Below are 14,513 nucleotides of genomic sequence, written 5' to 3' on the forward strand. Positions count from 1 at the left end.
CAATTTAAATATTTTAAAATATTTCATTCTGAAAATCGGTAAAATGATCACTTTGTTCTAGATTGCACAGCCTTGCAATAACGCAAGCAACAAAAAAGGCGGCCCAAAGACCGCCTCTTCTTAATCCGTGTGAAGGCTTATCAGCCGATAGCCATCAGGCTGGCATTGCCGCCTGCAGCCGTTGTGTTGATTGAGGTCGAAACCTCTTCAAGCAACCAGCTTAAGCAATAGCAATCAGCGCTCTCAGCAAGCTGAGCGGAAGTCGCTGCCTGTGTCAGCACGAGCGGGCCTGGAAGAGCTGCCAGCTTCTTGTTGATGTCGGTCAGGCGTTCGCCCTCTCCTTCGACAAGCGCACCGGCGAAAGGCGCATCTGCCTGCCAGCCTTTTGTCCAGACAACACGCGCAGCGACGCTTGAAGGCAAGTCCTTCAAAACATTGCGCAAGCCTGAAGCCTCGTCGATGACAGCTTCGTTGCCAGTGGCAAGTGCCGCTGTCAGCTGACGATAGAAACCGGTTTCAGTCTGTGGAACCAGAAGAATGCGACCACGCGCATGAAGCGCATAGAGGTTGCGTTCACCAACCGGACCCGGAAGCTCGATATTCAAACCAAGAGCAGAAGCACTGCCGGTTTCACGAGCGGCCTGTGCCAGTTCGTTCATGCCGCGATTGCCAAGCCACTTTGCGAAATCGTTGAGCGCGGCATCGCTGTGAACCGAAGCCATACGCGGCGGGATTGGCGCTGTTTCAACGAGGCGACCGAGATAGAGCGGACCGCCAGCCTTCGGGCCCGTGCCGGACAGACCACGGCCACCGAAAGGCTGGACGCCCACAATCGCCCCGATAACGTTGCGATTGATATAGATGTTGCCAACACGGATGCGATCAGCAACATGAGCAATCGTTTCATCAAGGCGCGTATGCAGGCCGAAAGTCAGGCCATAGCCGGTTGCGTTGATGTCATCGATCAGGCTGTCCATATCGTTACGCTTGTAGCGCACAACATGCAGGACCGGACCAAACACTTCACGCTTCAGATCACGCAGACTGTCGATCTCGACGATGGTTGGAGCAACGAAGGTGCCCTTCTCAGTTCCTGCTCCAAGCGGAAGCTGCTCCACCTTACGACCCATATCGCGCATCGTCTGAACGTGCTTCTCGATGATGTCTTTGGCTTCTGCCGTGATAACAGCACCAATATCAACTTTCAGCTGGTCGGTGCGGCCAATGGACAGTTCCTTGAGCGCGCCCTTAAGCATAGTCAGAATGCGATCAGCAACATCTTCCTGCAGGCAAAGAACGCGCAGAGCCGAACAACGCTGACCGGCGCTGTCGAAAGCTGAACCGATAACGTCGAATACGACCTGTTCGGCAAGAGCGGACGAATCCACGATCATGGCGTTCTGACCGCCCGTTTCAGCAATCAGCGGGATCGGCTTGCCATTAGGCAGCAGACGCGACGCAAGCTGCGCCTGAATGAGACGTGCAACTTCGGTCGAGCCGGTGAACATCACGCCACAGGTTTCCTGTGCTGCAACGAGCGCTGCACCAATGCGGCCATCACCCAGCAGAAGCTGCAAAGCATCAACTGGAATGCCAGCTTCATGCAGAATACGCACGCCCTGTGCAGCGATGAGCGGGGTTTCTTCAGCAGGCTTTGCCAGAACCGGATTGCCTGCAACAAGAGCTGCTGCAATCTGGCCGGTGAAGATCGCCAGCGGGAAGTTCCACGGGCTGATACAGACAATTGGGCCGAGCGGCTTGTGCGCAACGCCCAGCGTGCGGCGGGTCTGTTCGGCATAATAGCGCAGGAAGTCGATAGCTTCGCGTACTTCTGCAATCGCGTTTGGCATGGACTTGCCAGCTTCACGCATGATGAGGCCAAGCAGTTCTGCCATTTCACGCTGCATGATGTCAGCCGCGCGATCAAGGCAGGCTGCACGATCAGCAGGCGAAACCTGAGACCAGCTTGCAACAGCCTTCTCAGCCGCTTTCATTGCTTGCGTAACATCGTCCGCGGCGATTTCCGTAACCGTACCCACGACATCGGAGTGATCGCCGGGATTCAGAACCGGGCGACTTTCACCCTTAACCTTGGCACCCGCAACCTGCGGTTCCGCAGTCCAGGCGCGCGTAGCATTGGACTTGAGCGTTTCGCTCAGTTCTGCCAGCTGCTCTTCATTGGAAAGGTCGAAACCCGCCGAGTTTTTGCGAATGCCATATAAATCTTCGGGCAAGCTGATCTGATCGTGACGTGCACCGACAACGGCCATCGAACGAACGACTTCCGCAGGATCGGCAATCAGTTCATCAACCGACACGCTCTTGTCACCAATGCGATTGACGAAGGAAGAGTTCGCACCGTTTTCTAGCAGACGACGGACCAGATAGGCCAGCAGCGTTTCATGCGTACCAACCGGTGCATAAATGCGAGCTGGACGACCCAGCTTCGATGCGCCGACGACTTCGTCATAAAGCGGCTCGCCCATGCCATGCAAGCACTGGAATTCATAAGAGCCGGTTTTGAAGTCTGGGCCTGCCAGATGATAGATCGTGGCAAGCGTCTGCGCATTATGCGTTGCAAACTGCGGGAAGATCACATCACGGGCGCCAAGCAATTTGGCCGCGCAGGCAATGTAGGAAACGTCGGTGTGAACCTTGCGGGTGTAGACCGGGAAATCTTCAAGGCCATCAACCTGCGCGCGCTTGATTTCGGCATCCCAGTACGCGCCCTTGACGAGACGAACCATGACGCGACGATTGTTGCGGCGGGCAAGATCGATAATGAAATCAAGCACAAACGGGCAGCGCTTGCCATAGGCCTGTACCACAAAGCCGATGCCTTCCCAATCAGCCAGATCAGGATCTTCAATCAGGCTCTGCAGAAGATCGAGTGAAAGCTCAAGACGGTCTGCTTCTTCGGCATCGATGTTGAGGCCGATATTATACTTCTTGGAAAGGGCTGCGAGCGCCTTCACCTTGGGCAGAAGTTCGCCCATGACGCGTTCGCTCTGAGCGCGAACATAACGCGGATGCAGCGCCGAAAGCTTGATCGAAATACCGGGACCGTCATAAATGCCGCGGCCGGCGGAAGCGCGACCGATCGCGTGGATCGCAGTCTCGTAATCCTTGTAATAACGTTCTGCGTCAGCAGCAGTCGTGGCAGCTTCACCGAGCATGTCGTAGGAATAACGGAATCCGCGCTCTTCAAGTGATTTTGCGCGCTTCAATGCTTCATCGATAGTTTCGCCAGTGACAAACTGCTCACCCATCATGCGCATGGCCATATCGACGCCGCGGCGGATGACAGGTTCACCACAACGAGCGATCAGGCGAGTAAGCGCTGCCGAAAGACCACTGTCATTGACGGTGTTGGTAAGCTTGCCGGTGACAACAAGACCCCAGGTTGCAGCATTGACGAACAGCGAACGACCACCGCCGACATGTGACTTCCAATCGCCATTGGAAATCTTGTCACGGATCAGCGCATCACGCGTTGCCATATCCGGAATACGCAGCAGAGCTTCGGCAAGGCACATCAGCGCCACGCCTTCCTGGCTCGACAGCGAATATTCATGCACCAGACCTTCAACGCCCGTACCCTTGTGCTTGGCACGCAGGGCTTCGATCAGCTTACGCGCTGTTTCGCGAACCTGCTTGACGGTTTCTTCAGGCAGGGTCGCCTGCTGAACCAGCGCGGTCACGCATTCGGTTTCAGGCAGACGATAGGCGTCGGTGATTGCCTTGCGCAGCGGCGTCTGAACGCGGATTGGCGGCGCGAAATTCTGGAACACAGGAGTAGCGTTGGTGGTTAGCTTATCAGTCATGGTGCAATGCTCGCAAAAACAGGCTTAAGCCCAGTTCAACTATGCTTATATATCGTGGCACACTATCACTGGCGCAAATTGCATTCTGCCTTCATTTGATCCATATAAAGGTAATTCGATCTTATTAAAGCGACTTCAAGAGGCAATTTGAATGCGAAAGATAGACTCCGTAGACGATCTGGATCAGTTCGATCGCCGCATTCTTGAAGTGCTGAGCGATGATGGTCGCATTGCCATAACCGAGTTGTCAAAAAAGGTCGGGCTTTCCAAGACGCCGTGTCAGGCACGCGTCAAACGATTGGTCGATGAAGGTTATATTATCGGCTTTCGCGCAGCGATTGATCCGGAAAAACTCGGTCTCGACCATATCTCTTTTACGACCGTGAAATTATCGGACACACGCGAAGCGGCCCTTACGGCCTTCAATGTCGCGGTCCGCAAGATACGCGAAGTCGAAGAATGTCATATGATAGCAAGCTCGTTCGACTATTTGCTGAAAGTGCGAACGCCCAACATCAGGCGTTACCGCGAGGTGCTGGGCGAAAAAATCTCGAGCCTGCCGAATGTGGCAAGCACATCCACTTTCGTGGTGATGGAGTCTGTAAAAGACAACCGCCCGGTCAGAGTCTATCCGGGCGCGCTGTAGGTTTTATAGCGGCTGATCTGCCAGATAGCGTTCGAGCGTTTTGGCTGTACCATCCTGCCAGATACGCTTGAGCGCCGCAGAAAAAGCATCGGTATAGGCCGGATTGGTGGCTAATGCGCCGAAAATATCGGTCATTTCGAGCCAGCGCGCCGGTTCGTCTTTGGCAAGCACCGCCTGCTTCACCAGACGATCCCATGACGGATCATTGGGTTCAATCACCGCACCGCTGTCCGTCGTTCCATAGCAGTAGCGGCACCAGAGAGCGGAGACCAGCGCAAGACCCGTGATCGAATGACCTTTGGCCAAACGGTCTGAAACTGTCGGCAGAATAAATTTCGGCTGGCGGTTAGAACCATCAAGGCAAAGGCGGCGGATTGTGTCGCCTATCTTCGGATTAGCAAAACGTTTGTCGATGAGCAGACGATAGTCTTCGAGAACCGTATTTGGAACTGGTGGCACTTCGGGAATAATTTCTTCTTTTGTGAGTTTTTCCAGATATTGACGGATCAGTGGATGTTCCATCGCCTCATGCACAAAATGGATATCAAGAAGCCCTCCCGGATAGGCAATCGCCGCGTGCCCACCATTAAGTATCCGAATTTTCATCAGTTCATAAGCATCGACATGATCGGAGAAGATTACGCCGACTTTTTGCAGCCGCGGACGCCCGGTCGGGAATTTATCTTCTACCACCCATTGCTTGAACCCTTCACAGAAGACCGGCCAGCCGTCCTCAACGTCAAACTCCTTCAAGGCGATATCGCGTTCGCGGGCACCGGTCGCGGGTGTGATGCGATCAACCATTGAATTCGGAAAAGCCACATTGGCCGCAATCCAATCAGCAAGTTCAGGATCGCTGAGCTTCGCGAGGCCAACGACAGCATCTTCGGTAACATGGCCGTTGCCGGGAATATTATCGCAGGACATGACCGTGAACGGCTCAACTTCGGCTTGCTTGCGCAGTTTCAGCGCCTGCACAATGAGGCCGAAGACTGTATTCGGCTTATCAGTATGAACGCTGTCATAGACAATATCCGGATCCGCTGGATCGAAATGCTGGCTTGCCGGATCGATATAATAACCGCCTTCGGTAATCGTCATCGAAACGATACGGATATCAGGCGATACGAGGTAGGCCATCAGGGCCTGTCGCCCTTCATCGGTCGATGTGGTCACGTAATCAACCATCGATGCTGTAATGCGCGCGCTGGAATAATCAGCTTCCTGCTCGACAACCGTTGTTAGCCAGTCCTGCGCTTTGAGCGTTTCGCGCATGGCATCATCACTCGCGCGAATACCCGCACCGACCAAAGCCCAATCGTGATCAAGCCCTAAACCAAACAGATCATCGAGATAAACAGCCTGATGCGCACGATGGAAGTTACCGACGCCAAAGTGCACAATTCCCGGTGTCAGCGCCTCCACATCATAACCAGGCTTATCAACTTTGTTGAAGCTCTTAAGCGTTGCACGGGACAGCTTGGTCATGACTTGCGATCCTCCTCGATGAATTCAGACAACCCAGCCTATGGCTTGATATCGCAGTGGGCAATATCTCTTTATAAGTATCGTACATTACAAATAAAAATGGCGGGCAAAGCCCGCCATTTCGATTGAATTTATAGTTCTTAGTTCAAGCCAAGTGTTCCGCGCAGTGTCGAAAGATCCTCTGCAAGCGTGTTGATCGCGCCAGCCATAACCTTGCGATCTTCTTCGGTCAGCTTGTCGTACAATTCATAGCCATCGCCCTTCTTGTACTTAACAAGAATGTCGTTGACGGTTTTGAAATTGGCATCCGACTTCTTCAGAAGCTCTGGATTTTCCTTTTCGATCAGCGGACGGAAGAGTTCGACGATCTTCTGCGAGCCATCAACATTGGCTTGGAAATCCCAGATATCCGTGTGGCTGTAACGGTCTTCTTCACCGGAAATCTTAGTTGCAGCCACTTCTTCCATAAGGGCTGCTGCACCACCGACAACCTTTTCAGGCGGGAATGTCATGTCCTTGATGCGCTTCTGAAGCTCGACAACATCTGCGTAAAGCTTATCAGCATATTTATCGAGACCTTCTGTCGAATTCTGGTCGAACAGACCATATTCGAGGCGATGGAAGCCGGTGAAATCGTCTGACTTTTCCGCGTCTTCATGATCATCTGCACGGCTATCGATCGATGCATCAAGATCAGCAAAGAGTTCAGCGATCGGCTCAATTCTTTCATAAGAAACGCGTGTCGACGGATAAAGCTCTTTCGCTTTCGCCAGATCACCAGCCTTGATCGCGTCAGTAAAAGCCTTGGTGTCTTTTACGAGAACATCAAGGTTGTCCTGAACATAGATCTTATAGTCAGCGATTGGCTGAACGAGATCGAGTGGGGAAACTTCAGCTTTTGCGACGCCAAAGCTGAGCGAAAGAGCGACAGCACAAGCCGACGCGAGCAGTGGAAGACGATATTTCATAGTTGCCTCTCCATGGTGATACAACTTTCACCCACGCGCATTCTGCGGCCCACTCGCCTGCAGGAGTGCTCGTGCATAAAAGTCATCCTGATTTTTCACGCCAGGTAGCGCGAAGAAATAACCGCCGCCAATTGGCTTGATATACTCTTCAAGAGGCTCGCCATCGAGGCGCTTCTGAACAGTGATAAAGCCCTTTTCCAAATCGGCCTGATAAGCAATGAACAGCAGCCCCATATCGAGCTGTCCAGCTTTTGTGACCCCATTGGAATAGTTAAACGGACGACGCAAAATCAAATGTTGTTCGGCATGAGCATCGCGCGGATTGGCCAGACGAATGTGGGAATCCATCGGCGTAACTTTGCCTTCGGGGTCCTTAGCGTAGTCGGGCACATCCGCTTCGGTTTTGCCATCAAAAGGAGCGCCGCTATCCTTGTGGCGACCAAAGATTGTCTGCTGTTCTTGCAGTGGCGTACGATCCCAACGCTCTACAAAATTACGGATAAGGCGCACAGCCATGTAGCTACCATTCGCAGCCCATTCCGGCTCGTCCTTGTCTGATTGAATCCAGACAATACGATCCATCAGCGCTTTGTCAGCAGCGTCGGGATTGGCTGAACCATCGCGAAAACCGAGGAAGTTACGGGCACTTTCCTTGGCTTTTGGTGAATGCGGCGGCTGTACGGGCACAGAGCCTTCTTGTTTCCAGCGGATCATCAGCAGGTCTGGCATATTCTTCACGATGTCGCGCAATGCGTGAATATTGGTATCTGCAGTATTTGAACAAAACTGAATGACCAAATCGCCGTGACAGAGGTCTTTCTGCAACGCATCATTAGGAAATGCAGTCATGCGCTGCAATTGCTTTGGCTTATGTGGCTTTAATCCAAAACGGTCATCAAAAAGCGAACTGCCAAGCCCGACGGTAATTGTCAGATTATCGGGTGTCACATGCGGACCGAGAATACCGGAATCCGAAGGCGGAAATTTGGGATCGAGTTCAGGCGGTTCGCCGCCCTTCATAAGAAAGGCAGTGCGCTCCGTGAGAAGCTTGAACATGCGTTCAAGATCGGTTCGATCACGCGCCAGCACATCGAATGAGGCAACAAGTCCCGTTGCCGGGCGTGGCGTCACGATACCCGGCTGATGAACGCCATAAAATGACTGCGCCTCATGCAGCTTGTCGCTCTCAGGCGCATTGGTCACGCTTTCGGACGAAAGCGTATTGTTCGACGAGCGCGCATTGGCTGTCTGAGACGCCAATACACCTGCAACACTTACCGCACCAGCACCGAGCAAAAGGGCACGACGCTCTGGCGATGCTGGATTGTCTGTTACATTATCTTTTTTAAAAAATTTCTTGGTCATTAATCCACTCCAAGTTGATCGCGGAGTTTTGAAAATTGATCGGCGAGAGCAGTCGCCCCGTCCTTGATTTTTGCCTTCTCATCAGCAGAAAGTGTATCATAGGCCTTGCCGTTTTGAGCCGCGAGCAACAACTTCACGGCAGACACCTGCGCATCAACCCCGTCGAGAACCTTGGGATCGACTTTGACAATAATCGGACGCAATACATCCGCTGTCTTTGCGGAGCCTTCAACAAGGCCTGCAAATACCTGTAAATCCGTATGCGCATAACGGTCATCACCTGTATCACCCGCAGTTGATGCAAAGCGATTAAGTGCCGACGCTGTGCCCGCCAGCATACGGTCCGGTGAAATGCGCAGCGCACGAATACGATCTTTGAGACCTGCCGCATCCGCTACAAGCTTGGCTGCAACAGGCTGAAGACCATCAAGCGACTTTTGTTCAAACAGACCATATTCAAGGCGATGCAGACCACCAAATGCTGGATCCTGCTCGCGCTTTTCAAAGAAATCCGCGCGTGCGTTAATTGCCGTATCAAGATCAGAAAGTGCTTCTGAAACGGGTGCTATACGCGCATAGGCTTCGCGGGCTGGCGAATAAGCGGCTTGTGCAGCTTCCAGATTACCACTTGATATAGCATCCGAAAGCGCGCCAACCGCCTTCTGGAATTCCGCCACTTCTGTTGCGAGGTAAATTTGATATTCAGCCAATGCGCCGAGGAAAGCGGTCAAAGGCAGCTTGCCCTTTTCGGCTTCACTGGTTGCTGAAGGCGTTACGATCAGTTTGCCGCGTGGATTGGAAAGAAGGCCACATGTGATCTGATATTCGCCCGGCGACAGCTTGGCCGAAAGCGTTTGCTTGAATCCTGGCGCAATATTTTCGCGTTCTTCGAGCACCATCACGCCATCAAGAATTTCCCATTCGACCGAACGATCCGACTTGTTGACGATTTCAAAAACAGAGCGTCCAGCAGGCACTGTCAGCTCATTCGGCTCGCAACTCTTGGCGTTAATGACGACCTGAACCTTACCATCAGCATCCGCGTGACGTGACTTATCTGAAACCTTAGAGGCGTAGTAAAAAGCAGCGCCTGCCGCCAATACCAACAAAATGGCAAGCACCAACACCGCTCGCACAAGGTTGCGAGAGAATGGTGCGGCTGGCTTTGGATCATGCGGCTCGGTCATGAGAAATCTCTTTGATTACGCGGAACGTTTCGCAGGCGCGGTTTGCGCTGGTGCGGACGATGGCATCAGAAATAGAATAAGGGCGGGAATAAGGAAGGCTAGATAAGCGAAAACTTCGCTAACGGTCGGCGTTGCGATATAGCCGAATATCCCGGCCAATACGGAACCAAGCGTGCTATCGAGCGGCAGAACTTCGCTGGTATCAAAAACAACGGTCTGGAAGTGGTTCCAGATGCCCGCCTCATGCAAAGCCATAACGGAATTCGCGAGAATGCCAGCCGCGATGACCAGAATGAACACACCCGTCCAGCGGAAGAAGCGGCGCAGATTGAGCTTCAAGCCACCGCGGTAAATGCCATAACCGACCAAAGCTGCGAGCAGCACACCGAGCAATGCACCAAGCGGAGCGGCTCCACCTTCGCTCTGCTGGAAAGCAGCGAGCAAGAAGAAAACTGACTCAAGCCCTTCACGCGCCACAGCAAAGAACACCATCAGGATCAGGCCGAAGCCTTTATGTGTCGGTGTCTCAAAAGCAGCATCAATCGAATGGTGCAGTTCCGCTTTGATGGAACGCGCAGCTTTGCGCATCCAGAAAACCATTGACGTGAGGACGAATACGGCAATCAGCCCGATAATGGCTTCGAACAGCTCCTGCGCTTTTTGCGGAAATTCAGCACTCAGCAATTGCAGAATGGCACCAACAGACAAAGACAAAGCGAGCGCGAGGAAAACGCCGATCCATACGACTGGCATCCATGCACTGCGTCCGGTCTGGTGCAAATAGCTCGCAATGATACCAACGATCAGCGCAGCTTCCACGCCTTCACGGAACATAATGAGAAATGGCACGAGCATTACGAAACAATCCAGTACGCTTGAAACCGAACGAGAGTGACTCTCATGCAGTGACCAGAACGATGTCCAAATTCAATATTTGAAAGGAATCGCTCTCTATCTTTACCTATCGCATTCAGCCCACACGAAGCCGCCAAGTGCTATTGCAGGAAATGCTGTTAAGCCCCCACAACAGCGCGTCAGGCCATCGTCGATCGTCTTCCTTTCTATAACTCTGGACGCTGCCTCGCAATAGAAATGAACATGACTACCATGGGAATGTTTTAGAATTATTCTAATGATTTCATAGATTTATGTAGCAAGTTTTAGGTTTGCTAATAAACAAGACCACCTGAAAAGACTTGGATTTTAGAGCTATCTTACGGAAATATAATTGGTTTTGATCTGTCAGACAGATCGAAAAATCACAAAACGGCAACAGACAGCAAGATGAAGAAATTATACAGCTTCGTGAAAAGTTTCAGAATTTTCCGAAATGGTCAAAAATTTCGCGTTTTAGGGGTTGAAGAATAGTTGCAACGGGTCCATATGACACTTGCTTACCGCTTGCGCTTCCTCCCATTGCGCGCGGTAAGTGTTCCCCTCTGGAGGTTTGCCTTTATGGCACCTTCATAACTTAGCCGGACTTTTTAGTCCGGCTCTTTTTTTGCCTAAATTTCAAAAACTTAGAATAAAAATAAAAAGCGCTGCGTTGCCGCAGCGCTTCATAAGTCCATGGGTATTTTTCGTCAAAACCGACTGCATGAGAACCGGATTCTCATCATCAGTGACGCCTTAAAAAGCTATTTCCAGCTCTTTAATTGCCCTACGAAATCAGTTTGTAAAACAAGAAATTCTATTCAAAACGGAGCGATAGAGTACCGCTCCGTTCTGCTGCTTAACAAAGTCTTTTAGAGCGTGTTTCGATCTGATTTTATCAGATCGTCGCTCTAAATGTTTGTTTCAACGCGCATCTTACCCGAAAACCGTTTCACACTTTTCGGGATGCGCTCTAGCCGTAAGACGCAACTGGCGGGCAAGAGCAGATGAGATTTCTGTCACCGCCCACATTGTCGATGCGGCTGACCGGCGGCCAATATTTCGCCGTCGTGTCAAACTCACCGCTCAAAGCGCTTCCCGGGAACACTGCTTCCTCACGGGTGTAAGGATGTGTCCATTCTGTTGCCAGCGTATCGCCTGCCGTGTGCGGAGCATTGGCCAGTGGATTATCATCCTTTGGCCAGACCCCATCGGCAACCTTTTTCGCCTCGCCCGCAATAGCAATCATTGCATCGCAAAGGCGGTCGATTTCCGCTTTTGGCTCGGACTCGGTTGGCTCAATCATCAGTGTTCCAGAAACTGGCCATGACATGGTCGGTGCATGGAAACCATAGTCGATCAGGCGCTTAGCCACGTCCTCTACAGTGATGCCTGCACTGTCTTTGAGCACGCGCGTATCCACGATGCACTCATGCGCCACACGATCATGCGCGCCGGTGTAAAGGATCGGATAAGCGTCCTTCAAACGATGCGCTATGTAGTTGGCGTTGAGGATTGCAGCCTCGGTTGCCTTCTTGAGACCCGCTCCGCCCATCATGCGGATATACATCCACGTAATGACCAGAATGGATGCACTGCCAAACGGTGCTGCGGAAACAGCGTGCTTGGAACCAATATCCACATGGCCCGGAAGGTAAGGTACAAGATGCTTAGCAACGCCAATCGGACCAACACCCGGACCGCCGCCGCCATGCGGAATGCAGAAGGTCTTGTGCAGGTTCATATGGCAAACGTCAGCGCCAATATCGCAAGGGCGCGCAAGGCCAACGAGTGCATTGAGGTTTGCACCGTCGAAATAGACCTGACCGCCATTGTCGTGGACGATTTCGCAGAAGGCCTTGATGCCTTCTTCGAACACACCATAGGTCGATGGATAGGTGATCATGAACGCCGCGAGATTATCGCGATGCTTTTCAGCCTTGGCTTTCAGATCATCGATATCGATATCGCCGTCAGGACGGCAATTAACGACAACAACGCTCATACCAGCCATCGACGCGCTGGCAGGATTGGTGCCATGTGCAGAGGATGGAATAAGGCAGATGTTGCGATGGCCTTCGCCGCGTGACTGGTGATAGTGGCGGATTGCGAGAAGTCCCGCATATTCGCCCTGACTACCGGCATTTGGCTGGAGCGATACACCGGCAAAGCCGGTGATTTCGCAAAGCCATGCTTCGACGTCTGAAGTCATCTTGGCATAGCCGGTGGTCTGAGCGGCTGGTGCAAACGGATGCAGATTGGCAACCGTGTTCCAGCTCACCGGCATCATTTCTGCTGCCGCATTGAGCTTCATCGTGCAGGAGCCGAGCGGGATCATCGCGCGATCAAGCGCCAAGTCCTTGTCGGCCAGACGACGCAGGAAGCGCATCATCTCGGTTTCTGAGCGGTGCGAATGGAACACGTCCTGTGTCAGGAAACCTTCACCACGCCCCTTGGAAGGCACCAGCAGATCATCATTGCCAACTGGCTTTGCGCCAAACAGAACGGCGAGCGCTGCAAGATCTTCCTCGGTCGAGGTCTCGTCAAAGGTAACGCCGACCGTATCCGCATCGATAATGCGGAGCAGACGACCGCCCTTGTCAGCTTCGTCAGCAATGGCCTGCGCCTTGCCGGAAACCTTAATGCTCACTGTGTCGAACAGACTGTCGCCTGCGATTTCGACGCCAGCAGCCTTGAGGCCCGTTGCAAAGCGCGACGCAAGAGTTGCCACGCGGGTTGCAATAGCCTGCAGGCCAGCTGGACCGTGCCAGATGGCATAGGATGCAGCCATATTGGCAAGCAATGCCTGCGCGGTGCAGATGTTGGAAGTCGCTTTGTCACGGCGGATATGCTGCTCACGCGTCTGAAGAGCCAGACGATAGGCGGCACGGCCATGTGCATCGACCGACTGACCGACGATACGGCCGGGGATAATACGCGTCAGTGGTTCCGATACTGCGAGATATGCAGCATGTGGACCACCAAAGCCCATGGCGACGCCATAACGCTGCATGGAGCCGACAGCCATGTCAGCGCCCCATTTTGCAGGCGCTTCCAGAATGGTCAGTGCCAAAGGATCAGCAACAGCTATCACCAAAGCGCCCTTGGCCTTGGCATCGGCGATGACGGCAGTGAAGTCGCCATAAACACCACGTGTATCCGGCCAAGGAACAATGACCGCAGCGGTATTGTCATCAACCGTGCTTCCGGCTTCAACCTGCCAGCCAAGTGGCTCGGCGCGGGTGTTGATCACATCGACCGTTTGCGGATGCAAATCACCTGCGAGCAAAACGCGCTCACGCTTATCGCGATGATGGCGAACGGCAACGCCCACAGCTTCAGCCACAGCAGTTGCTTCATCCAGCAGCGACGCACAGGCAACCGGCAGACCGGAAAGCTCGGCAACGAGCGTCTGGAAGTGGAACAGAAGCTCCAAGCGGCCCTGACTGATTTCCGACTGGTATGGTGTGTAAGCCGTGTACCAGGCTGGGTTCTCAAACAGATTACGCTGAATAACTGGCGGAGTGAGCACACCATGATAACCCGCACCGATGAAGCTTTTCTTCACCACATTGCGGTCCATGATTTCATTGAGCTCGGCAAGTGCTGCGTGTTCGCTCAAAGCTGCTGGCAGATCAAGCGCACGGTTAAGGCGTATAGACGCCGGAACCGCCTGCGTGATCAGCGTTTCCATAGAAGGAAGGCCGAGCGCTGCAAGCATTGCGCGCTCGTCTTCGATGCGTGGCCCGATATGACGGGCAACAAAAGGGAGAACCTGTTGCGTCATCTGATTATCCTACGAGTTTGTCGTAACCAGCCTTGTCGAGCAGGCCGGTAAGCTGGCTTTCATCGGAAAGCTTCAGCTTAAACAGCCAACCTTCGCCTTCAGCAGCCTGATTGACGAGAGCCGGATCGCTTGAAACAGCTTCGTTGACTTCAACGACTTCGCCATCGACCGGAGCATAAACGTCGGAAGCGGCCTTAACCGATTCAACAACCACAATGCCTTCGCCCTTGGAAACGGTGCGACCTATTTCCGGCAGATCTACGAATACGAGGTCGCCCAGCTGTTCCTGTGCGTGGATTGTGATGCCGACAGTGGCAACGCCACCCTCAATGCTGATCCACTCATGATCTTCGGTGAACAGGATATTGGCCATGG

At 52.9% G+C, this 14,513-nt stretch carries 9 protein-coding genes; 1 reads left to right on the forward strand and 8 read right to left on the reverse strand.

Features of this window, described 5'->3' with window-relative positions:
• Positions 1-140 precede the first annotated feature (140 nt).
• The gene (gene putA, locus ACOZHT_RS06935; RefSeq protein ID WP_421565475.1) at positions 141-3,824 is read right to left on the reverse strand and encodes a trifunctional transcriptional regulator/proline dehydrogenase/L-glutamate gamma-semialdehyde dehydrogenase; all 3,684 of its coding nucleotides are present in this window, start codon (positions 3,822-3,824) and stop codon (positions 141-143) included.
• A 151-nt stretch (positions 3,825-3,975) separates the two neighbouring features.
• Here putA and ACOZHT_RS06940 point away from each other — a divergent pair, with 151 nt between their 5' ends.
• The gene (locus ACOZHT_RS06940) at positions 3,976-4,470 is read left to right on the forward strand and encodes an Lrp/AsnC family transcriptional regulator (protein ID WP_421565476.1); all 495 of its coding nucleotides are present in this window, start codon (positions 3,976-3,978) and stop codon (positions 4,468-4,470) included.
• A 3-nt stretch (positions 4,471-4,473) separates the two neighbouring features.
• Here the strand turns inward: ACOZHT_RS06940 and ACOZHT_RS06945 are convergent, their stop codons facing one another.
• The 7 genes from ACOZHT_RS06945 to gcvH form a co-directional block, all read right to left on the reverse strand.
• Positions 4,474-5,958, reverse strand: a complete 1,485-nt coding sequence (locus ACOZHT_RS06945; RefSeq protein WP_421565477.1) for a mannitol dehydrogenase family protein — start codon at positions 5,956-5,958, stop codon at positions 4,474-4,476.
• A 140-nt stretch (positions 5,959-6,098) separates the two neighbouring features.
• On the reverse strand, positions 6,099-6,926 hold the full coding sequence (gene efeO / locus ACOZHT_RS06950) for an iron uptake system protein EfeO (RefSeq protein WP_250040640.1): 828 nt from the start codon (positions 6,924-6,926) through the stop codon (positions 6,099-6,101).
• A gap of 27 nt (positions 6,927-6,953) precedes the next feature.
• The gene (efeB, locus tag ACOZHT_RS06955) at positions 6,954-8,291 is read right to left on the reverse strand and encodes an iron uptake transporter deferrochelatase/peroxidase subunit (RefSeq protein ID WP_421565478.1); all 1,338 of its coding nucleotides are present in this window, start codon (positions 8,289-8,291) and stop codon (positions 6,954-6,956) included.
• The gene (gene efeO, locus ACOZHT_RS06960) at positions 8,291-9,478 is read right to left on the reverse strand and encodes an iron uptake system protein EfeO (protein ID WP_421565479.1); all 1,188 of its coding nucleotides are present in this window, start codon (positions 9,476-9,478) and stop codon (positions 8,291-8,293) included. Before efeO (ACOZHT_RS06960) ends, efeB begins: the two co-directional genes overlap by 1 nt.
• 15 nt (positions 9,479-9,493) lie before the next feature.
• Entirely contained in the window at positions 9,494-10,333 is an 840-nt protein-coding gene (gene efeU / locus ACOZHT_RS06965) for an iron uptake transporter permease EfeU (RefSeq protein WP_421565480.1), read from the reverse strand.
• Positions 10,334-11,324: 991 nt separating this feature from the next.
• A complete protein-coding gene (gene gcvP, locus ACOZHT_RS06970) occupies positions 11,325-14,138 on the reverse strand; it encodes an aminomethyl-transferring glycine dehydrogenase (RefSeq protein WP_421565481.1) in 2,814 nt (937 codons plus the stop codon).
• A gap of 4 nt (positions 14,139-14,142) precedes the next feature.
• Positions 14,143-14,511 (reverse strand): glycine cleavage system protein GcvH, encoded by a 369-nt coding sequence (gene gcvH, locus ACOZHT_RS06975; protein WP_339509588.1) that lies wholly within the window; start codon positions 14,509-14,511, stop codon positions 14,143-14,145.
• Positions 14,512-14,513: the final 2 nt, after the last annotated feature.

The organism is Ochrobactrum sp. EDr1-4 (assembly GCF_049199085.1).
Classification (GTDB): Bacteria; Pseudomonadota; Alphaproteobacteria; order Rhizobiales; family Rhizobiaceae; genus Brucella.